We start from the raw sequence: 22,568 nt of genomic DNA, 5'->3' as shown, positions 1-22,568 counted from the left end.
GGTATCCTTCAAGTAGGAATACGTCATTGGAGGGATGGTCACATGAAAGCGGATCGACAAGTACTTGTTGATGAGTTTTTTGCGATGATTCGAAAGCTGAACCGAACGGGATCCGACATTATGCATGTGAGGGAGTTTTTCTGGCGATCGTCTGAAATTCGCGGATTTATCCCGCCTACTGTTGAGTTTATGACGGTTCTCAAAGCGTATAATGCGGTGCTTTTTCATGAGTTTCGGAAATCACTAGTGCCTCATACAAGTATGCATATCTTAGCTAACGTTCACATGGAAGCAGGAGATGCGCTGGTTAGCTTGGGGATCACAACGTTAGAAGATCTCGAATTAGCGGTTAAGGGCAGGATATTAACCAGAACATAAAGAGTCGTCATGAATAGTAACAAATAGGCAGATGCCGGTATAAAAGTTGTTCTCATAGTGTAAAAGCCCAAGCGATGAAGGGAGTCGCTTGGGCTTTATTCGTGATATTAGTCTTCTTTCTTCTGCTGAAGGGCAGCAAGCAGCTTGTCTGCGAGTGAATTCCCCACGCCGGCAGAATCGGAGAATTGCTCGATTAGCTGGCGGTTGACCTTGGCTGTAGCCTTGCGACCGCCTCCACCCTTAGAATCTCCGTCGATTTTCTCAACGACATTGCAGGGGCGGCATTGAAAATATTTGCCTGCTTTACCCGTGTGTATTTCCATCTTCTTATGGCACTGTGGGCATCTATGGTTCGTTAATTGTCCATCGGCTTCACGTTTATACGAACACTCACGACTGGAACAAACGAGATAACGTCCTCGCTTGCCCTTGACTTCCTGAAGGAATTCGCCGCAATCGGGGCATTTACTGCCGGTTAGATTATGCGGTTTATACGCTGCAGAGCTCCGTTTGACTTCATCGACTAGCTCGGCAGCTTTCTTGCGAATGCCACTGAGGAAAGCTTCCATACTTCCTTTGCCTTTGGATATGCGTTCAAGTTCCTGCTCCCAACGTGCTGTAAGCTCGGGTGAACGAAGCTCCTCGGAAGCAAGCTCGATGAGTTGTGTACCTTTGCCGGTAGGGATGAGCAAGGAACCTTGGCGCTCAATGGTGTCGGAGGACACAAGCTTCTCGATGATATCTGCACGAGTTGCGGGTGTGCCAAGACCGAATTTCTCCATCTGCGATAGCAGGGAGGCCTCATTATGGCGAGAAGGCGGCTTCGTTTGGCGGCTAACTTGTCGAACGTTGCGAGCCGTAACTGCGTCTTTCTCAGCTGCTTGTGGCAGCAGTTGTCCTGTCTCTTCCTCGGATTCATTGTCTTCCCGATCGGGATCGGTGAAATCGGTGGCGCCGTAGACTTCTTTCCAGCCGGCTTGCTTTACGACTTTGCCTGAAGCATAGAGCTTCTCTCCAGCGATTTCAATCGTTAACTTCGTTTCATCGTAGCGGCAAGGACCGCTGAATAAAGCTAAGAAACGGCGAAGAATCAGATCATAGAGTCGACGTTCATCTGCACTTAGCGTTGCAAGTGAGATGGCTTCACCTGTCGGAATAATGGCATGGTGATCACTGACTTTGGAGTCGTCGACGATTCGTTTCGTTATCGTCAGAGGCTTGCGGATAAAAGGTGCGGCAAGCGCCGCATAAGGACCAATAGCGGCTCCTTTCAAACGACCGAGCAAGGTCGGTACCATGTCAGAGGTCAAATAGCGCGAATCTGTTCGCGGGTAAGTGACCAATTTGTATTGCTCATAGAGTCGTTGCAGGACATTCGACGTCTGTTTAGCCGAGAAACCGAACTTGCGGTTCGCGTCGCGCTGCAGCTCCGTCAAATCATATGCCAGCGGATGCGGAATCTGCTTCTCGGTCTTATTCACCTGCACGATGCGGCCGCTCTGGCCTTGCAGTTTGGCTTTCAAGCTATCGGCGCGCTCGCGGTCAAATATACGCGAGTCGCCGGTCTTCGGGTCCCGCCACTGGGCGCGGAAGGACCCGAGCTCGGCTTCGATCAACCAATAGTCGACAGACCGGAAATCACGGATTTCCGCCTCACGGTTGATCATCATGGCCAGCGTGGGCGTCTGCACGCGCCCAGCGGATAACGACGCGCCGAACTTGCTGGTCAGCGCGCGGGTTACATTAAGGCCGATGAGCCAATCGGCCTCGGAACGACAGACGGCTGCTTGATACAGCCGATTGTAGTCGGTGCCAGGCTTCAGCTGCGCGAAGCCTTCGCGAATCGCCTGATCCGTCTGCGACGAGATCCAAAGCCGTTTGAACGGCTTCTTCCAGCGGATCAGCTCCATAATCCAGCGCGCGACGAGTTCGCCTTCGCGCCCCGCATCGGTTGCGATGACCAGCTCCGACAGGTCACCACGGCGGCTGAGATGCTCAATAGCACGAAACTGCTGCGAAGTTTCTTTCATGACTTTGAGCTTCATTTTGCCAGGAATAATGGGTAGATCTTCTAGGTTCCATGTCTTGAACTTGGGATCGTAATCATCGGGCTCAGCGAGCGTGACGAGATGGCCAAGTGCCCAGGTAACGACATATTTGGCACCTTCAAAGTGATGTTTTTGCTTCTGATTACAACCTAGTACACGGGCAATTTCTTTGGCTACACTTGGTTTTTCAGTCAGTACGAGAATTTTCATGGGGGCATTTACCTCTTTTCTACATACCAATTAGCATAAGCGAAAGGGTCTTACTTTTCAAACAGACAATATTTCGAAAAATTCGTAGTTTTATGAACTTTCATGCCGGAAATCAGCGGAATTTGTCAATTTTCAACCTAAAATAAGGTATAATGGAGATATATAGAATAAAAAGGGGGGAAACCTCAATGGGGCATCTGTTTTCTCTTTTCTCCGACCATACCATTAAAACAAGACTTCAACTCTGGATAAGCGCAATTATTTTGGTTCTGGCTTTTTCAATCATCGTTCCTTTTTACTTTATAGAGAAGAGCAATCGGTTAGACGAGGCTAGAGTTCAACTCAAACAAGTGATTGCGCTACAGAGCTTATATATTGAACGCTGGAATCAGGAAAAGTTGGACGCGATTAAACGTTTCGCACTTTCAGATAATGCCAAGTTTCATCGAATTGGTGATTTAAAACGGGAGTTTCAAGATTATGCCAAGGTGAATTCGGAATTTTATTCGATTACCTTCGTTGAGCCTGATGGCAACATTCGCACAGATAATACTTCGATTTATGTAGGAGACCGTCTGTACTACCAACGTGGAAAAGAAAAAAAGAGTTTCGTTTCGGGCGTTGTGATGTCCAAAGAAAACGGAGCACCTGTGATTACTTTCTCTTCTCCGGTACTTGGCGATCATGGTGAATTCAAGGGCATAGTGCTTGGCGTTATTACCCTTGAAATGTTGAATAAACTAATGGCGCAGCTTAGCTTCGGAGATACAGGTGAGGTCTACGTGCTGGATGCACAAGGGAATATTGTAACAGCCTCAAATCGTACGGAGAATGGAACCGTTATACAACGTGTTACCTCGGAAATGTATCAGCGGGCAGTGACGAATAGCACGGACCAAAGTGCGTATATGGGCTTTCGAGGGGAAAGCGTGTATGGCCAATACAGTTGGTCTCAGGGGAAAAGCTGGCTTGTTGTTGGGGAAATTACGCAGAGGGAGATTTTTCGTAAGTTAAATGCATTAAGTATAACGATTATTTTCATTTCATTGATTGCTCTGCTGCTCAGTGTCGCGGCTGCCGTGATGATTGCCTCCAAGATCGAGAGGCCGATTCGCTACTTGCTGCGGGCCACGAAGGTGATTCAGAAGGGGAATTATGATTACCAGATCAATGTGGATAAAATTAGAACAGCTCCGGTGGAGCTGCGACAATTGGTGGCTACATTTAATCTCATGTCCGATCGTTTGAAATCTAACATTTCGTTGTTGGAGCATTCGGCATGGATGGATCAATTGACAGATGTTCATAATCGACGCTATATGATGTTAGAAGGCAACAAGCAGTTGCAGTCGTGTATATACTCGGGACAGACGTGCTCCGTCTTGATGATGGATATCGATCATTTTAAAAAAATTAATGACACGTATGGCCACTTGGTTGGTGATGGTGTTCTTCATCATGTCGCAAGTATCCTAAAAAGATATGCGGGAAGTGATGCGATTGTGGCCAGGTATGGCGGCGAAGAGTTCATTCTATTACTACTAAGGATGGATGCGCAAGAGAGTGCTGCCTTAGCTGAGGAATTACGCAATATTTTAATACATGAACCATTTATCAAAGATTCCTTAACAGTCAAAATAACCACAAGTATTGGAGTCGCAGAATACTCACCGACTTTGGAATACGGAACGATGGTCCTGGAAGATATGGTTTCTAGGGCAGACCATGCGCTGTATCGCGCAAAGTCAGGCGGAAGAAATCGTGTCGAAGTTGATACCAAAAGGTTGTATGATGAAGATGATCATGTATAACTATGACGCGGAGGTGTGCTATGAAAGGGAGAACGGCGATTGTTGCGGGAGGATCGGGCTTAGTCGGCAAGGAACTGATCAAACAGCTAGTGAACGATCCGGACTATGATAAGATTATTGCGCTAGTTCGTAAGAAAATGGATCTAGAGTTGCCGAATGGACAGGGGAAACTGGAGCAGCGAGTAATTGATTTTGCTAAGCTTAGTGAGAGTCTGAAGTCCTCCGAATTTGCGCATGCGCATGTCTACTGTACCTTAGGGACAACGATTAAAAAAGCTGGTTCGAAACAACAATTCCGCAGAGTAGATCGAGACTATCCCCTCCTGTTAGCTGAAGTGGCGAGCAAGGGACAAGCAGATAGCTTTGCTATTGTAACAGCGATGGGAGCAGACCGCACATCCTCCTTTTTTTACAATCAGGTAAAGGGAGAAGTGGAAGACAAGCTGAGGGGGATGCGTCTTCGTTCGCTTCACTTGCTCCGGCCCTCTCTCATTCTCGGTAACCGTGGGGAATTCCGATTAGGGGAGAAATTGGGAGGTATCGTATCACGGGCGATTGCTCCGCTGATGACGGGGCGCCTTCGCAAGTATCGTCCCATCCATGCACATACGATTGCTACCGGCTTAATAAGAGCCGCGAAATCGGGGAAAACGGGCGTTCAGGTGTTGAGCTCCGATCGCATTGCCTCGATTGCGGGTAGATAATCGGCTAGGATAGCCGTGTGCCTGCCTCAGCTCCTGGAAAATGGGAGTGGTACTCGGTTTGTGTTTTTGTTAAGATTAGTGTCGTTCATAATTTATGTCCTAAATGAGTATAGAAAGAAGGTTCACATCATGATTGATCATATCGTCCTTGTTAAATTTGCAGAAACGACGACACAAGAGCAACTGCAAGAGGTTGTTGACCGTTTTAAAGCGCTGCGCGCTCATCTGACTGGTATCGTTGATATCCAAGCGGGTATTAACTTCTCCGAGAAAAACCAAGGCTTCCAAGTTGTACTTTCCGTACGTTTTGAAGATAAAGCTGCATTGGCAGCTTACGGTCCGAACCCAGAGCATCAAGCGGTAGCCGCGTATATTCGTGAAGTTGGCCGTGTAGACAGCTTGATTGTGGATATCGAGATTTAGGATTTGCTTGCGGCAAATTCGGCCTGGCATGTGCTGCCAGTAGTTGAGTTAAGTTGACTCGCTCGATTTGTCCGAAAAAGTGAAACAAATGGAAAAGGTACATCTAATCTAAGCGATTATTGGCGTTTCCGTGGAAAGACCCAAAAATAAATGGAGAAAATCCAGTTATCTTCCTATTTCGATGAAATTAGGAAGAAATAGCTGGATTTTTTCCATTTATTTCGTTGGTGAACATGATTGGGGGCGTGCCACCTTAGAGTTATACACTCCGGAGCTCCTTCCGATATACAGATGGCGCTGAACCGCTCCACTTGTGGAACTGCTTCGAGAAATAGAGTGCATCATTGAAGCCGACGGAGGAGGCGACTTGATCAATGGTCATGGCGGTTGTCATCAGCAGCTGCTTGGCCCGTTCCATGCGGATGTTGTATAAATATTGCATCGGGGATAATCCGGTGGATTGTTTGAACATTTTGCACAAATAGGTTCGGTGATACCCTAAGCTGCGAGCGAGATGCTCGATAGAGACCGCTTGTGTATACTGCAGTTCCAAATAGCGGATCGCTTGTCCGATCTGGCGTTGGATATCCGTTTCAGCCACTGGCTTGATAGAAATATGGTGTGTGTTCACGCGTCCAAGCTCACGAAGAAGGAGGCGCAGCCAGCCCTCGGCTTCCAGTTCCTCTAACTGCGGGAAAGAGGTCTGGCTGAAGCATGCGCGCAGATGGCGGTAAAAATGACGAATGGTACGCGGTTCATTCCCCGATATGACGGCTTGCTGTGGGGAGACACCGATTTGTGAAAGCAGCGATTCTACGGCTCGACCTGTGAAAGCTACCCATACATAGTGCCAAGGCGTAGTAATATCTGCCGTATATGAGAATAACTCACCTGGATAAATGATAAACGTGTCGCCGGTGGAGCAAGCATAGGTTCGCTGCCCCATTTCGAAGGTACCTTTCCCCGAAAGAACGGTATGGATCAAGTAATAATCGTGAACGGCAGGACCCATTCTGTGCTGGGGGTACGGCTTGCCTTCGCCACTGAAAAGGACAGATAGGTCTGGATTACTGTGCAAAGAATTAATGCTTATGTTGAAGTAAGAATGATCTTGATTCATATGAGCCTCGCTTTGTTTTTACTCTGAGCGTAAACTAAAAAACTACAAATGTCCATATTGGAGTTGTTTCAATCCATATTTTTCAAAGCGAGCTTGCGCTATAGTAAGGATATAATAATAGATTGTCTATTGGAGGAGAATCTCACATGTCCAAAATTACTTTTTTAGGTGCAGGAAGCACAGTTTTTGCAAAAAATGTACTAGGTGATTGTTTGCTTACCCCCGCGCTACAAGGCTATGAAATCGCTCTCTTTGATATTGATCATCAGCGGCTGCAAGATTCTGCTAATATGCTGAATAATATTAAAAAAACGAGTGGAAGTACGTCCATTATTAAAGCGTATACAGACCGTAAAGAAGCGTTGAGCGGTGCCAAATTTGTGGTAAATGCAATCCAAGTAGGTGGCTATGATCCATGTACGATTACGGATTTTGAAATTCCGAAAAAGTACGGTTTGCGTCAAACGATTGCAGATACGGTTGGGATTGGCGGTATTTTCAGAAACTTGAGAACAATCCCGGTTATGTTGGATTTCGCTGCGGATGTACGTGAGGTATGTCCGGATGCCCTGTTCCTTAACTACACAAATCCGATGGCTGTTTTGACTAATGTAATGAACACGTATGGCGGTGTGCGTACGGTTGGTTTGTGCCATAGCGTGCAAACTTGTGTGCCGGAACTGTTTAAGCATTTGGAGATTGATCAAACAGGTGTGAAAGCCAAAATCGCGGGCATTAATCATATGGCGTGGTTGCTCGAAGTGTCGAAGGATGGCGTTGACCTCTATCCGGAGATTAAGAAACGCGCTGCTGAGAAGCAAAAAGAGAAACACAAAGACATGGTTCGCTACGAAATGATGCTGAAATTTGGCCATTATATTACGGAATCTTCCGAGCATAATGCTGAGTACCACCCGTACTTCATCAAACGTAATTACCCGGAACTCGTGGATCGTTTCAACATTCCGCTGGATGAGTATCCGCGTCGTTGTATTGATCAAATCAGCCGCTGGAAGCAAATGCGCGAGGATCTCGTGAACGATGCGAATTTGACGCATGTACGTTCACATGAGTATGCTTCGTACATTTTCGAAGCGATTGAGACGGATGTTCCGTTCAAAATCGGCGGTAACGTCATGAATACCGGCTTGATCACGAACTTACCACGCGAAGCTGTTGTTGAAGTGCCATGTTTGGTTGACCGTAACGGTGTAACACCTACTTACGTTGGTGATCTGCCTCCGCAGTTGGCGGCGCTAAACCGTACAAATATCAACACGCAGTTGTTGACGATTGAAGCGGCGATTACAGGTAAGCGTGAGCATATTTATCACGCAGCTATGCTGGATCCACATACATCAGCTGAGCTGTCGATGGACGATATCATCGCAATGTGCGATGAGTTGATTGAGGCTCATGGCAAGTGGTTGCCAGAGTATAAATAAGAATGAGGTCGTAGGGACGATGGTCCCTGCGGCCTATTTTTTTGTCGTGGAGGGGGGAGCTGGATGACCTCGACGGGATTGATGAGCACGTGGTGGGCGCTGAGCTGCATTAACTGGAAAATCTACAGCTAAATTCACATTTTACGGGTGAAAATCGCAAATAGATGGAAAACAGGTAGTTAATTTTTGAAATATCGGCTGAAGTGATGAATATGAGTAAAATTAACTACATATTTTCCATTTAATTTATAAAATGGGGGGAAATTAACTGATATAGCTGTACTTTTTCCATCTAATTGTTGATTGGGGGGAATCTGGGCGTGTTACAGAGGGACCGAGAGGGAGTGGCGAGAGGAGTAGAATTGGGAGAAAAGTGGGATTAGCGAGTGATGGAGGTAGGTGAAGGGGAGAGGAGTGAGATAGGTGTGTACAAGTAGCCAAAGTAGCTTGAGTTAAGAGGGGAAAGTCGAAATGTCGAGTGATAGAGGTAGGAGGAGTAGAGAGAGAAGTGGATTGGTGCGTGGTTAGTAGGAAGTGAGTGAAATGGGCCAGCAACGCAAATAAGAGCGGATGATCCGCTCTTATCACACTCAACTAGTTCGTGCTATCCGCCAAATGCGTCGCGAAATGCCTCATTCAAGGTTTCCAGCTCCACGTTCCATATAGGAGCGACCTCGGGCGCAACATGTTCCCCGAACCAGTCGGCAAGCAAACGACGGTTGCTGCCATTCTCGACGATAAAGGGTAGATTCAACATGACTTTTTTCACGTAAATGGTCTCGGCAGACTTGATTTGCTCGGGTGTGAGCCATATTTTTAACCGCTTAATGGTCCGATATAGCTCCTTGTTACATGCTCTCCGAATGGCACGAGCGTTGGGGAGTTGCTGTTTATGTCGTTCACTTTGTTTCTGATACACCATACAGGGATCGACGCTCCTCTCTCTGTTATGTGTATGCACAGAGAGGGCGGAGAGCGACTAGGGACAAGAACCTATTGCGCCCAAGTTCGTGGAGCATGCTTCGAGTTAGTTTCACGCGGCCCCATCGTGCTCATCAATGCCGGAAGCAGCATACCTCGAACGAGAAAGGTATCGATGAGGATACCTGCCGCCATCGCAAACCCAAACAGCAGCAGTTCCTGCAAAGGTTGGGTCATTAAGACACAGAAGGTAGCCGCCAGCACGATGCCAGCTGAAGAGATGACTCCACCTGTTAACGCGGCACCACGCTGTACGGCAACTCTCCAAGGATGACGCCGAGCTTCCTCTTGCACCCTAGAAACCAAAATGATGTTATAGTCCACGCCTAACGAGATGAGAAAGATAAAGGTGTACACAGGCAGACGGTAACTGAATGCATCATATCCAAATCCGAAATGAAACACACTCCATACAATTCCCATAGTAGCCGCGTAGGACAGCAGCATGGTGGCCATCATGGTAAGCGCCAATCGAATGGAACGGGCTTGCCAGATTAGCATAACGGTAATGAATAACGTAATGAGTGAGAAAATAACTAACGTATCACGCTTATTCATCGTTCGGACATCAAGCTGCTCCGCAGTTTGGCCTGCGTAATGCAGGGTGAACTGGCCAGGCTCAAAGCCACTCTGCTCAAGCATGGCAGTACTATCCTTACGTAAGCTGGAAATCACCTCAAGCGCCTCTTGATCATAAGGATTCATCTTCAGAATCAATTGAAGTTTCACAGTTTGCTTAGGTAAATCGGCATTCTCAGGAGTTAACTGAGCAGCATCGAGCGCCGGTGTAAGGGAGATGATTCCCTCGTGCCCCCGGATATGCTCGCTTAGTGCATTCATTTTGCTATTAAACGCATCATCCCGTACGATTTCTTTCTTCGATTCCAAAATAAGTGTGACTGGCGCTAATTCCCCCTGTGGGAATTGTGTTTCCAGAATGTCAAAGCCTTGTCTGGAAGAAATATCGCTAGGGAAGGATTTCATGAGATTAAACGAGTAGCGCATGCTTAGTGTAGATAGCGCAGGTGCCACCAGAACGATAATGAGCACAAGAGCGGTTATCCGTGGTTTGGTGGTAACGCGCGTACTAACCCACGCCCAGAAGCCGCGAGGCTCTTCGTTCACAAATCCGGCGTTATCAGTACGTGGAATAAACGGCCAAAAAGCTTTTCGTCCAATCAAAGCAAACATAGCAGGAATTAACGTCAGTCCACCGAGCAAAATGACCACCATCGCGATGGAGAAGACAGGCGCAAAGTTATGATAGGGCTTGAATACAGCAGCGAATAACGTGAGCATGGCAATGAGCACGGTGCCGCCGCTGAAGAAAATCGGTTCTGCCACGTTGGAGAAAGCTTGTGACATCGCATCGTACTTAGAATCCGTTGTCCGCAGGGCGGAACGATAGCGAGCAATAATAAATAAGCAGTAATCGGTCAGCACAGCGAAAAGTAAGATCATCATGATGGAGAGGGATTGCTTCTCGACGAATATCAAGCCCATTTTGCCTGCCAAGCCTAAGACTCTATCGACAACTGCATACACCATGCCTGCGATAACCAAAGGTAACAAAGCCAACAGCGGTGATCGGTATATGATGATTAAAATGATGAGAATGATCCCAAGTGTGGCAAGCATTAGCACAAAATCAGCCTTTTTGAAGAGCATAATAGTATCAGATGAGATGCCCGCAGGACCTGTGATGTCAAGCTTCATCGTCCCCAAGCCGATCTGCTCCGACGCATGACGAATCTGTTCGAGTGTATCGTAGACAGGACCAGAAGCAAGATCTTTCTGGAGGGAGAGCGTTAACAAGAGCGTTGTTCGATCTGCTGAAAATAAGAGCTCTTGCTGCGCCTCGGGCATGTCATGGAAAGGTATAGAACGCGTGAGGTATGTTGGCTTCTGATCAGAAGCTAGCCACGCACTGATGCTGGATATGGCGCCACGTTCAGCATCCGTGATGGGTTGCTTGGAATGGAAGACGAGGATGGCGGTTAAGCCGTCTTGCGATGGATAGGCCTTTTGTTGCAGCTGTTCTGCTTCTTCTGACAATGTATGGCTACTTAAGCTGCCTTCACCACCGCTTTGAGCAACCTCTTTGGAAGATGGCGCAAAAGCGCTTAATAAAATAATGGCAGCTAGCCAGCTAATGAGTACGATTTTGACGCCTTTGGCACTGCTAACGAACTGGGCAAGACGTGTTAATGCATGTTTCATAGCAGGTTCATTCCCCTCTCCTAAATCTACTTCAAATAGTAGGAGAGGAATATGAACGGACGATGAATGAGAGATTACATTCGCGGTAGCCCAACTGTGAAAGACGTCCCTTTGCCGAGCTCACTTTGCACATGAACGCTGCCACCATGCAGCTGGATGATTTTCTGAACAATCGATAAACCAAGGCCCGTGCCAGCACTGGTACGGTTTCGGGACCTGTCGGCTTTGTAGAAGCGGGTAAAAATATGAGGCAGCTCCGCCTCAGACAAGCCAGTCCCAGTATCGCTTACCACGACAGTGATCGCAGTCTCTGAAGGCTGAATCGCAATTGTTAACGAATCCTGTTGTCGCGCGTATTTGATGCCATTCGTAATGAGGTTAAGCCAAACTTGATGCATCAATTGGTGGTCGGCCGAGACCTCTATTTCGGGAAGATCTAGTTCAATCGATAAATCTTTCTCCGACCATTGCCACTCGGTATGAATGAGAATTTGACGGATTTGTTCATCCAACCGGTACACGGTGCGCTTAATTACATGACTCTCCTTATCTAAGGAGGCTAATGTTAAGAGCTGTTTACTGAGAGAGGACAATCTTTTGCTTTCGTCTAAAATGATATGAAGATAGCGCTCCTTCTCCTCCTCGGAGGTCGTCTGATCCAGTATGGATTGGGCGAAGCCCTGGATCGAAGTTAACGGAGACTGGATTTCATGTGAGACATTGCCCACGAATTCCTGCCGCATAGCTTCTACCTGTTTGAGCGATTGCGCCATGAAGGTGAAATCTCGCGCAAGCTCCCCGATTTCATCCTGACGGGAAACGTCCATCTTCATTTCGTAGCTGCCGCCAACAATCCGTTTCGTAGCTTCTCGCAATTTTTTGACAGGCCTCACGATGAATTGGGAGAAAATGATGATGAGAACGATGCTGAATAGGAAGGTAAGTCCCAGCAGGAAAGCCATCAGGACGCGCACACCGCCAATCTGCTGTTCCAGATTAGGCCGAACAAATAAGGCGTACGTTTTCCCCTGCACTTGAACAGGAACACCGATACTGTTGCGCAGGCTATTTTCAAAATAGCCAATCACCATCAGAAGATGACGCTCCTGCAGCATCCCGCGGTACGTTTCTCCCGCCAAAACACGTTGAATTTGCTCTGGATCAAACTGCGTATGTTTATACGGCGTTCCATAGAAGGTCCCCGACATCTGCTCGTTAACGACATAGAGCTGGAACCCCATATTGGCAATATGGGTGAAATAGGTTGCGGGTTCTACACCCGGCATTTCCTCGTATAGTGCGCGAATTTCCGTCGTGATTTTCCAAATTTGTTCCTCGTTCTGATCCCTTAATTTCGTTAGATAATACCAATTTGACAGAAAGAGTGCGAGCACGGAGCTGACCATGGCGATGAGAATAAACGTAACAACGATGCGAAAATATAATGTTTTCACCCTTCCGTCACCTCAAGTTTGTAACCAAGTCCTCTCACCGTCGTAATCATAAAGTCACTTGTTTTCTCATAAAAACGCTCCCGCAGTCGCTTGATATGAACATCAATGGTTCGGCTGTCCCCCTGATAATCCGTGCCCCACAGCATGTGAATCAGTTGCTCACGCGTGAAAATGCGCCCTGGATGACTCGCCAATTGGGCGAGCAGTTGAAATTCTTTGAGAGGTAGCAGGAGTGTTTCACCTGCGATCGTGACTTCATAGCTCCTGCGATTAATGACCGTGTGGCCAAGTGTAATCATCTCCGAGGAAACTAGCTGGTATCGCCGCAATAAAGCTCGCGCACGGAAGAGTAGTTCCTTGGGCTCGAATGGCTTTACGACGTAATCATCGGTGCCTGAGGCATAGCCTCGCTCTTTATCTTCAATCTCTCCTTTGGCTGTCACAAGAAGAACAGGAATATCGTAGTGTTCACGGATTTCAGCGCATAGCTCCAAACCGTCACGAAGCGGCATCATGACATCAACAACAGCGAGATGGATCTGTTCCGTTTCCAGCAGTCTCGAAGCTTGTTCACCGTCACTTGCTTCAAAGACAGCATAGCCTTCTTTGGAAAAGAGGAAGCGCATTAGTTCGCGGATATGGGCATCGTCATCGACGACGAGTACATGGGTTTTCACAGGGGAAGCACCTTCTTCATTGGGAATCAATTGAGCTTGGCCTCAGTGTAAACGAAAAAAAACCTTAATGCCACTTTTGGTAGCGACCCGCCTGAAGATGACGATTCGCAATGACAGAAGAAGACATTAAGGTTTCGATTTGGGTTTGGTAAAGAAAATTCGGTCAAGAAACTAATGCACCTCAATATAGCCAATCATTGGTCCGCTATGTGCCATGTCTGTATGTGTCATGCAGATAAGGCGATAGGTGCCAGCTTGATTCGCGGTAAAATGTACGATGGTTTCTTTGCCTTTTTTGATTTCACCGGAGATATTGAGTCCCTCTATGAGAAAGGGGTGGCTCTCGCCATTGACGCCAAGGATGCTGAGCTTAATGCGTTCGCCTTTCCTCACGTCGACGGAGCCGGGGTCCCATCGATAGGCTTCGATGGTTTTGCCATCAGCGGTAGTGGATTTGAATTCCCCCACAACCATGTGGATCGTACGTTCAGACGTAGGCTCAGCTAAGGTTGGCAGGATAGTATCTCGATTGACATACAGCCATCCAATGAGAAGGAGAAGAAGTGCGGCTGCAAGCTGAACAACATGTTTGCGTTTGATAATCCATACTCGGGACATATAGGGTCCGCCTCCTGTACAAGGGTCTTGTACATCTTATGCGGGGGCTTGTCAGCGCATGAATTGGATTTGCGAGTAATGACGAGTTAGGAGTGAAGCGTGATGGCTTACCACCACTGTGTGGGGTAGTGGTGGACTCGAGTTGCCCGGTGATACCCGTAGGCAACGAGGACGATCAGTGCTGCGCCGAGCAGCACCGGCGTGAGCAGGAAGCTCCAGCCCGCGCCCGTGAGCATCACGAGCAGCGGGTCGGCGCCTGCCGGCGGATGCAGCGTGCGCGTCAGCTGCATGAGCGTGATGGCCGCGCCGACCGCGAGGGCGAGGCTCCACGCGTGCACGCCGAACGCGGTGAGGGCGCAGAGCCCGACGAGCGTGCTCAGCACGTGGCCGCCGATGAGGCTGCGGGGCTGGGCGAGCGGGCTCTGCGGGAGCGCGAAGGCGATGACGCAGGAAGCGCCGAAGGGCGCCATCAGCAGCGAGACGCTTGCGAGGTCGCCGAGCAAGCTGCACAGCAGGATGGCGAGGAAGCCGCCGATGCCGGGAATGAGCTTGATGAACAGGGGAGAGAGTTGTGATCGAAGACGAGTTATCATGAGGGGGCCTCTTTTCATCGTAATATCCTTGATGGTATCATGAGTTCATGTATTTGAATAACGAATGATTCAAATGAGTGATATTCGATAATTCGATGGGTGGTGTTTCTCCTATGTTGGAGCAACTGGATGGTCGAAGTATGAAAACCTTCGTTACGGTGATGGAGGAAAAGAGCTTCAGCAAAGCAGCGCTTAAGCTTGGTTATGTGCAGTCCACGGTCACGATGCATATTCTGCAGCTGGAGCAAACCTTAGGACAAGCTCTCTTTACACGGTTGCCGCGCGGGGTTGAATTGACAGCGGCAGGCCGTGAGGTAGCGCCATTTGCGTATCGCTTCTTGCAGTTGGGAGAATCTCTGCAGGAGAAACTGACGGGCTTGCAGGAGCCCAAAGGCGTGGTGCGCCTGCGTGCGCTGGAATCGTTCTGCGTGCCGCATCTGCCGATGATGTTGCCTACGCTGTTCGAGCGGTTTCCGCAGATCCAGCTGCAGCTGGAAACGGGCTTTCAACGCGATATTATGCAGGAGGTATCCGCGTATCGCGTGGATTTAGGCATTGTGCCGCGCGATCCCAAGGTGCGCAATCTCACTTTTATCCCGCTGCTCGCGGATGAATTAGTGTGGGTCGGGGCTCCGTCACTCGTGAAGCGCATCGGGCTGGAGGGCTGGGAAGCAATTGCGCAGACACAGGTCATCGGCTTCGGAAGCCGCTGCATTTATCAATCCTTGGCCTCTCAGGTACTAGCGGACAAAGGGCTCGCCACGTTTACCGAAATGGCCTTCGACAGCACGGAAATGCTCAAACAAACGATGATGTGCGGCATGGGACTTTCTTTGCTGCCTGTCACCGCCGTTCAGAAAGAGCTTGAAGCGGGTCAGCTGCTTCGAGTTGAGTCGGAGACGGCGATCCCACTGGAACACGGACTGATTCACCGTGCTGGCAAAGAGCTCAGCGCACCTGTGGAAGCTTGTAAATCGCACATATTGGCGTATTTTAACGATGAGTTGCATACAAGTAGAGGATAGCGGCCTGTCTATGATAGAATGTGGATGAGATTAGAAAATTCAGGGTTTCGAATAAGGCAGATGTACAAGATAGGTTCGACCTCATACCTTAGGGGAGTATCGCACATTTAACAGGAAAAACTGCAGCTAATTATGAGGGTTTCCGCTGAAAGATTAGAATACATGGAAAATACCCAGCTATTTTGTGGATTATAGGTGATTTTGAGAAGAATGGGCGATTTTAGATGGATAAAATCCAGTTATTCTCTTTATTTTGATCCTATTGGGGAAATTAGATGTACTTTTTCCAGTTAAGTTTGAAGTATGTAGCAAATGTAATGGAAAGCGAAGCGAAGAGAGGGTTACGTATGCATGAGTTGATTCAAAGTGTTTTGGTATATTTGGAAGGCTTGGGGTACTGGGGGATTTTCCTTGGACTCATGCTGGAGGTCATTCCAAACGAATTGCTTTTAGCCTACGCAGGGTATCTCGTTTCCAAAGGTCAAATTAACTTCGTAGGTGGCATGGTTTGCGCGGTCGTCGGGGGAACTTTGGCCCAAATCGTGCTATATTGGATCGGGCGTTATGGTGGCAGGCCTTTTCTGGAGAGATATGGTAAATACTTGCTAATCAGGAAGCATCATATCGATGTGGCGGAGAACTGGTTTAATCGGTACGGCACAGGGATGATTTTTACAGCGAGATTTATTCCGATTGTGCGTCACGCGATCTCACTACCAGGCGGTATGGCGAAGATGCCTTTGGGCAAATTCTCCCTGTACACGGCGTTAGCTTTAGTTCCTTACTCGTTTTTGTATATTTATTTGGGCATGAAATTGAAGGACAACTGGGAGACGATTGGCGAATATGCAGGGCCTTATATTAAACCATTAATTATCGCTGCAGTCGTGCTGACGATTCTGTATGCGGGCTATCAATTTTATCTCAAAAGAAAAACGAAAGCTTAGCAAGGTATGATTTGGCGGATTCGTTTGCTTTTGTTACAATGAGTGAGAAATAGGATGATTCTGGGAGGATGAAATCAATGGGTGCAAATCTTGCTAGCAAGTTAGGTACAGGCCTGAAGCCGAAACAGTTTATCGAGAGTATGGAGAAAAATAAAGAGCAATTTTTGGCGTATTACGATGGTTTTGCCTGGGATAATGAAGAGGACAAAGAATATTTTGAATCGTTGAATAATCGCGATGATCTTCGCTGCTTGATTATTGCTGCTGACTGGTGTGGCGATGTTGTTCGCAACGTGCCTGTGGTTTTCAAGGCTTTGGAAGATAGCGGCATTCCAACGGAAGTTCTTATCATTGAACAAAACTATGATGTGATTGATCAGTTCCTGACAGGCGGCGGACGTGGGATTCCAATCGTCGTATTCACAGATACTGGCGGTTTCTCGCTTGGACACTGGGGACCTCGTCCGAAGAACGTGCAAGCAGTTATGACGCAGTTCAAGAAAGAAAATCCAGACCGCGATGCGGCAGATTATAACGAAAAAATTCAAGTAGCCAGAGCCGAAATGGGCCGTCAATATGGCGAAGGTAACGGATATCATGCTGTTATTGTGAAGGAACTTCGTTCATTAATCGAGTCGTTCTAAAAAGTGAAGGTGGCATCACGATGATCAACATTCAATCTTTCGTCCTGGGTCCAGTTCAGACAAACGCCTACTTACTGTCGAATCCAGAGACGAATCAAGGTATTATTATCGATCCCGGTATGAATCCCAAGTCGCTGATTAAGAAAATTGCCGACATGGACATCGTGGCGATCCTGCTGACACATGCGCATTTTGATCACATCGGTGGGGTTGACGAGATTCGTAAGCTCAAGGGCTGCCCAGTGTACATTCATGACCTGGAAGCCGATTGGCTGACGAATCCGAAGAAGAACGGCTCCGCTCGCTGGCCTGATCTCGGTGCTCCAATTGTGACAGATCCAGCTGAATTTGCTTTGGATGAGGGGCAGGTACTGGAGTTCCTTGGCATTAAGCTCAAGGTATTCCATACCCCTGGTCACTCACCAGGAAGCGTGAGCTTCCTGTATGACAATCACCTGTTCAGTGGTGATGTGTTGTTTAAACTATCAGTTGGTCGTACCGACCTGCTCGGCGGCGACAACAATACCCTGCTGGATTCCATCCAGGATAAGCTGTTCCTGCTGGACGACGAGGTTATCGTCTATTCGGGGCATGGCGCCAAGACGACGATTGGCTTCGAACGTGAGAATAATCCATACGTGTAAGACGATTAGAACCGCTCCCTTATGGGGGCGGTTCTTTTTGTGTATGGATGGGGAAGAGGAGTAAGTCGAAATATTCGACTATCTACTGAATATGCTCGTTCGCCCATGACACCCACCCAATTTATTTAGAAACTGGGTATTTACCGTGTGCAACGTAGGTGCTCCCCCATAGACTGATGTTGTAAGCTATTCACCCAACTTAAACAATAACCTTTAAGTTAAACCGTATGCTTGTGCAAGTCCCGATAGGGAAAATACCAAGGAGGTGCTCTTCTCATGGAATATGTAAAAGTTCCGAATTACCCAATGCAACCAATGCCAATGCCAACCCCGATGCCAATGCCAATGCCGACGCCTACTCCGCTTCCAGCGCCAGCGCCAATCATGCAGCAACCGATGCACAATAATATCCACCTGCATGCGTCCTACCAACAAACTGAATTTGTATTCCCGAAACCGGTTCACACGCAAGCTGTTGCTTGTCCTCCGAAAAACAATTCAGCCGCTAGTATTCTCGTACTTTTCATTTTGCTAGTTATTATTACGCGCAGCATTTGTAAATATTAATCCACGTACCGTATAGGTAAAAAGAAAGGTAATCCCGCCGGGCCCAGAGGTCTTGGTGGGGTGCCTTTTTTGTTTTCAGTAGACAAAACAATCAAAAGGGGGTAACATAAGTTTGCTTTGATAATTTCATATGTTCTAAATAAGGGTGTAAGCATACTATATAGATGCTTGCTTAAAAGGGAAGTTCGGTAGAAGCCGACGCGGTCCCACCACTGTACTTGCCGAGTAACTCTTTCATATGCCACTGTCTTGTTTACGAGATTGGGAAGGCGAAGAGAAGCGATGACGCATAAGCCAGGAGACCTGCCTTTATTTATTGGATGTTTCTAATTCCTTGGGGGTGGGGATTAGTTACTAAGAGTATGCTGCTCACATAAAGCTTATTTATGTTGTGTGAAGTATGTATTTCCTGATTAAAGTTGAAGTCACCCTAGTAGTTGAGGGTGGCTTTTTTTGTACCCCTTTATGCAATTTAATAAGGGAAAGAGGAATGGGAAAATGAGTTATCGTTATGTATCAAAACGGGTTATTGCACTTATTATGTCTTTTATGCTTCTATTTTCTTCACTTGGTTTCTTATTTGGAACCAGTAAACAAGTAGTAGCAGCTGCAAGTACTGGTCCTAGTTCAATCCTAGAATGGCTCCCAGCACCAGGCCAATTCACGAATGAAGCCGGCTGGGGGGGCACTGGCAATATAAACGCCAAATGGACGAATTCGCCTAGCTCTACTGGTCTTTCTTTGGGAGCATTCGGTGGAAGCATCGTATTTAAATTTGATGAACCTATCCAAAATAGTTCACTGAACCCATATGGGGTTGATTTTACAGTGTTCGGGAATGCTCTTAATGGTTTTCAAGAGCCTGCAGCTGTTGCCGTTGCTCAGGACGATGGGACGGGAAATCCAGGGACTTGGTTTAACATTGCTGGATCAGAGCACTATGAGGACAGTACGTTATGGGATTATCAAGCTACGTATACAAATCCAGATCTAGATTTCACGAGTGCTAATGGCGTAAATATACCTTGGACAGACAATAAAGGTGGAAGTGGACTCGTTAAAACGAATGGTAGTCATAAGCATGCGTATTATCCAATACCTTCCAATTATCCCTCTGCCCCATTAGGTTTTAATAATCAATCTCATATCTATTCTGGTGTAAAAATTAACGTAAAACAGAATGCCTTTGGATATCCCGATACTCATCTCAATAATAGCGCATCTGATGTACCTGTAAACCCTTATTTAACAACGGGTGCTACCAATGGTGATCCTATTGATATAAGCTGGGCAGTGGACAGCATAGGAAAGCCTGTGAATTTGAGTAGCATAAGTTTTGTAAAAGTATATACTGCCGTCCAAATGGATGGCGGTCCTTTCGGAGAAGTAAGTGCTGAAATTACATCCTTGCAAAGAGTCACAGCTAATCAATCAGTTAGCGAAACAGCAGATCTTTCAAGCATCGTTTTATCAGGGACAAACGTAGATTCATCAGTAACGAAGCAAATTACCGTAACAGCAGGTGTGTATGAGTATAACGATATTCTCATTAACGCAGATAAGATTAAATTAACGGCTAATGGAACAGCTTCAAATATATTTATTAATAATAAAAGTGGTACGACAGGTACTCTAATTGATAAAGAAATCTCATTGAGTGAGACAACGCCCAAAATCGTTAGAGTTATTGCGCAAGATGGGCTTAATACGCCGAAAATATACTATTTGAGCATCCGAAAAGGACTCGAAGAAGTTAATAAATCATCTCTAAATGCGGCCATCACGAATGTTGATAACATGCAAAAAGGAAACTATACGGACGCAAGCTGGCAAGCGTTGCAAAACAGTTTGGCCGCCGCCAAATTGATCTCTGCGAGTCCAACTGTCTTACAAGATCAAGTAGATGTCGCCTTATCTGACTTATTAGCAGCAGTTCAAGGCTTACAAATCAATGCTCCTCCAGAAACACCGCAACAACTAACAGTTTCCGTTATCATCAGCGGGTATAGCGCCATTGGAGGCAAATCAGTTACCTTAGCCAAGACGGATACGCAAGTTGATGAAGGTAAAACCGCTGCCTATGCGATTAATAAATTAACAAGTCATTTGAACGTTATAAATGCAAGTGGCAATTACATTACGAGTATCGGTGGTTTGGCAACTGGAGATGGTGGGCCGAAAAGCGGCTGGATGTACCTAGTCAATGGTCAATTTGCTGATGTAGGTATTGCTGACTACGTGTTAAAGAGCTCAGATATCATTACGTTAGTATATATAGATGATTACGAAGAAGATATTACTACTATTGCAAATAAGATAGCATTGAATGCAAAAATAGTAGAAATCGATGCCATTCAACAAGGTAATTATACAGATGTGAGCTGGCAAGCTCTTCGAGTTAACTTAACGCTTGCTAAAGGTGTGGCAGCGAATAGTTATGCTATTCAATATCATGCGGATACTGCGCTATCGAAACTTAATTCAGCGTATCAAAACTTACAAACGAAACCTATTCCACAGACTATCTCTGTATCATTGCAATTAAATGGTTACAGTAGAGTTGCTGGGAAAAATGTAACCTTACCGAAAACTACAATAAATATTGAAGAAGGTAAAACGGTAGCTTATGTAATAGAAAAAGTATTAAACGAAGCTAGCATTCCTTTTGTAAATAGTTCAGGAAATTATATCTCAAGTGTTGGCGGATTAGCTGAGTTTGATGGCGGAGTTAATAGTGGATGGTTATATTCTGTAGATGGTATTGATCCTGATGTGGGTATTGCTGATTACATTCTGACTAAAAATGCAAGTATAATTCTTCGCTATACAGAAAATTACCTAGATGAATCTAGTGGACCTTATCTAGGTGGAAATTCTCCTGGCGATAAAAAGTCAATCATTGAAATCCCATCTGATAGTAAAGCAGATCATCCAGTAAACATCACGAAAAATATGAACGACAAAGAATTAATTACTATTAATATTCCTGAAATCACATCAAAAGTTATTCTTAATCTAGAAGAGGTCAAAGACAGTATTCCTATGATTTCTGCTGTGAAAGGTGACATTTCATTCTCCATCGATAAGGGAACCGTTCTAAAATCAGGGAATGTAAATGTCGAACTACTCACTACTTTAGATCCGAAGGACTCAACGCTTCAGGAGTTAGTGAAAAACGGCTTGAGTGAAGAGATTGCGAAACAGCTCAAGCTTGGTCAAGCTTTTGCCATGGGGAACTCAAATGGATCCGTTCTGTTCGATCGGCCTGTAACCATCGTGTTGAAAGGCGCTAAAGGCCAACAAGTCGGATTCATCGAAGGCAATGTGTTTACGCCAATCGAGATCTATGGAACAGAGGCTGAAGGCATCGAGGCAACGAAGGGTAAAGAGAAGATTACTTACGCTTTTGTACAAGATAACAATTTGATTATTAAAACGAATCATTTTACGAGCTTTGTGTCCTATACGACTAGTCAAGTGACGGCTGTGGCAGTTGATTTAAATAAGCTGTACAGCGATGTTACATCGATCTCCACTTGGGCTCTTGACGCCATCCGTGAAGCGACGGAGAAAGCATTTGTTGAGGGCAGCAACGGGAAATTTAGTCCTCAAGCAACGGTAACCAGAGCGGAGTTCATGAAGATGCTAGTCGGTGTTCTTGGACTAGATGTGAAGGCTGTTAAAGCCATTAACTTTAACGACGTTGCTCAAGCGGACTGGTTCTATCCTTACGTGAACGCGGCGTATAAGGCAGGGTTGATCTCGGGTACGAGTGCAGACGAGTTCAGTCCAAATGAGAAGCTAACGCGGGAGCAAATGGCAGTCATTATGGTTAATGCCCTTAAGCTTCAAGCAACTGAACAGACACTAGCGATCGACGATTTGGATCAAGTATCCGAGTGGGCTAAAGCGAGTGTGCAAACAATTATGGCACGTGGCTTGATGTCAGGTTGGGACAACCAGTTCCACCCGAGTGATGAAGTAACGCGCGAAATGGCAACGGTTGTTGCGATGAGAGCTTACCACAATAAGAAGTAATTCAACTTTTGCTTAATCCTT

General features: G+C 46.6%; 19 protein-coding genes and 1 riboswitch. Of the genes, 11 read left to right on the top strand and 8 right to left on the bottom strand.

All coding sequences use genetic code 11. The features are described from left to right. Positions 1 to 42 precede the first annotated feature (42 nt). Positions 43 to 378: a hypothetical protein gene (locus tag HQN88_RS17530; protein ID WP_173114661.1), complete on the top strand. Its 336-nt coding sequence runs from the start codon at positions 43 to 45 to the stop codon at positions 376 to 378. A 107-nt stretch (positions 379 to 485) separates the two neighbouring features. Here HQN88_RS17530 and HQN88_RS17525 read toward each other — a convergent pair whose 3' ends face one another. Beyond that, entirely contained in the window at positions 486 to 2,636 is a 2,151-nt protein-coding gene (locus tag HQN88_RS17525; RefSeq protein WP_173114658.1) for a DNA topoisomerase III, read from the bottom strand. Between the two features lie 188 nt (positions 2,637 to 2,824). Between HQN88_RS17525 and HQN88_RS17520 the strand changes: the two genes are divergently transcribed. The 3 genes from HQN88_RS17520 to HQN88_RS17510 all read left to right on the top strand — a co-directional run bounded on the left by HQN88_RS17520 (position 2,825) and on the right by HQN88_RS17510 (position 5,574). Continuing rightward, the gene (locus HQN88_RS17520; RefSeq protein ID WP_173114655.1) at positions 2,825 to 4,447 is read left to right on the top strand and encodes a sensor domain-containing diguanylate cyclase; all 1,623 of its coding nucleotides are present in this window, start codon (positions 2,825 to 2,827) and stop codon (positions 4,445 to 4,447) included. 20 nt (positions 4,448 to 4,467) lie between these two features. Beyond that, complete coding sequence (locus tag HQN88_RS17515) at positions 4,468 to 5,151, top strand: NAD(P)H-binding protein (protein ID WP_173114652.1); 684 nt, start codon at positions 4,468 to 4,470, stop codon at positions 5,149 to 5,151. A gap of 129 nt (positions 5,152 to 5,280) precedes the next feature. Further along, positions 5,281 to 5,574: a Dabb family protein gene (locus tag HQN88_RS17510; protein ID WP_173114649.1), complete on the top strand. Its 294-nt coding sequence runs from the start codon at positions 5,281 to 5,283 to the stop codon at positions 5,572 to 5,574. Between the two features lie 259 nt (positions 5,575 to 5,833). Here HQN88_RS17510 and HQN88_RS17505 read toward each other — a convergent pair whose 3' ends face one another. Further along, positions 5,834 to 6,694 (bottom strand): AraC family transcriptional regulator, encoded by an 861-nt coding sequence (locus HQN88_RS17505; protein ID WP_173114646.1) that lies wholly within the window; start codon positions 6,692 to 6,694, stop codon positions 5,834 to 5,836. A 146-nt stretch (positions 6,695 to 6,840) separates the two neighbouring features. On the opposite strand from HQN88_RS17505, the gene melA reads away from it, so the two are divergent. Continuing rightward, complete coding sequence (gene melA / locus HQN88_RS17500; protein WP_173114643.1) at positions 6,841 to 8,139, top strand: alpha-glucosidase/alpha-galactosidase; 1,299 nt, start codon at positions 6,841 to 6,843, stop codon at positions 8,137 to 8,139. Between the two features lie 604 nt (positions 8,140 to 8,743). Here melA and HQN88_RS17495 read toward each other — a convergent pair. The 6 genes from HQN88_RS17495 to HQN88_RS17470 form a co-directional block, all read right to left on the bottom strand. Then, on the bottom strand, positions 8,744 to 9,061 hold the full coding sequence (locus HQN88_RS17495) for a hypothetical protein (RefSeq protein WP_056618386.1): 318 nt from the start codon (positions 9,059 to 9,061) through the stop codon (positions 8,744 to 8,746). A gap of 71 nt (positions 9,062 to 9,132) precedes the next feature. Continuing rightward, complete coding sequence (locus HQN88_RS17490; protein WP_173114640.1) at positions 9,133 to 11,340, bottom strand: MMPL family transporter; 2,208 nt, start codon at positions 11,338 to 11,340, stop codon at positions 9,133 to 9,135. Positions 11,341 to 11,414: 74 nt separating this feature from the next. Next, positions 11,415 to 12,794: a sensor histidine kinase gene (locus HQN88_RS17485; RefSeq protein WP_173114637.1), complete on the bottom strand. Its 1,380-nt coding sequence runs from the start codon at positions 12,792 to 12,794 to the stop codon at positions 11,415 to 11,417. Then, positions 12,791 to 13,471: a response regulator transcription factor gene (locus HQN88_RS17480; protein WP_173114634.1), complete on the bottom strand. Its 681-nt coding sequence runs from the start codon at positions 13,469 to 13,471 to the stop codon at positions 12,791 to 12,793. The genes HQN88_RS17485 and HQN88_RS17480 overlap by 4 nt, the downstream gene beginning before the upstream one ends. Positions 13,472 to 13,642: 171 nt before the next feature. Further along, entirely contained in the window at positions 13,643 to 14,089 is a 447-nt protein-coding gene (locus HQN88_RS17475; protein WP_173114631.1) for a cupredoxin domain-containing protein, read from the bottom strand. Positions 14,090 to 14,196: 107 nt separating this feature from the next. Then, positions 14,197 to 14,682: an HPP family protein gene (locus HQN88_RS17470; protein ID WP_173114628.1), complete on the bottom strand. Its 486-nt coding sequence runs from the start codon at positions 14,680 to 14,682 to the stop codon at positions 14,197 to 14,199. A 113-nt stretch (positions 14,683 to 14,795) separates the two neighbouring features. Here HQN88_RS17470 and HQN88_RS17465 point away from each other — a divergent pair, with 113 nt between their 5' ends. The 6 genes from HQN88_RS17465 (at position 14,796) to HQN88_RS17440 (ending at position 22,547) form a co-directional block, all read left to right on the top strand. Further along, on the top strand, positions 14,796 to 15,707 hold the full coding sequence (locus tag HQN88_RS17465) for a LysR family transcriptional regulator (protein ID WP_173114625.1): 912 nt from the start codon (positions 14,796 to 14,798) through the stop codon (positions 15,705 to 15,707). A gap of 347 nt (positions 15,708 to 16,054) precedes the next feature. Beyond that, entirely contained in the window at positions 16,055 to 16,654 is a 600-nt protein-coding gene (gene uptA / locus HQN88_RS17460; protein ID WP_173114622.1) for an undecaprenyl phosphate transporter UptA, read from the top strand. Between the two features lie 77 nt (positions 16,655 to 16,731). Beyond that, complete coding sequence (locus tag HQN88_RS17455) at positions 16,732 to 17,298, top strand: thioredoxin family protein (protein ID WP_056618420.1); 567 nt, start codon at positions 16,732 to 16,734, stop codon at positions 17,296 to 17,298. A 20-nt stretch (positions 17,299 to 17,318) separates the two neighbouring features. Continuing rightward, positions 17,319 to 17,942 (top strand): MBL fold metallo-hydrolase, encoded by a 624-nt coding sequence (locus tag HQN88_RS17450; protein WP_068663456.1) that lies wholly within the window; start codon positions 17,319 to 17,321, stop codon positions 17,940 to 17,942. Between the two features lie 276 nt (positions 17,943 to 18,218). After that, positions 18,219 to 18,509, top strand: coding sequence for a hypothetical protein (locus HQN88_RS17445; protein WP_246320290.1), 291 nt, complete (start codon positions 18,219 to 18,221; stop codon positions 18,507 to 18,509). 126 nt (positions 18,510 to 18,635) lie between these two features. Then, positions 18,636 to 18,834, top strand: a riboswitch (cobalamin riboswitch). A gap of 173 nt (positions 18,835 to 19,007) precedes the next feature. Beyond that, positions 19,008 to 22,547, top strand: a complete 3,540-nt coding sequence (locus HQN88_RS17440; protein ID WP_173114619.1) for an S-layer homology domain-containing protein — start codon at positions 19,008 to 19,010, stop codon at positions 22,545 to 22,547. Positions 22,548 to 22,568: the final 21 nt, after the last annotated feature.

The organism is Paenibacillus qinlingensis, from assembly GCF_013204845.1.
Lineage (GTDB): Bacteria > Bacillota > Bacilli > Paenibacillales > NBRC-103111 > Paenibacillus_E > Paenibacillus_E qinlingensis.
This window is presented reverse-complemented; position numbering and strand designations above follow the sequence as displayed.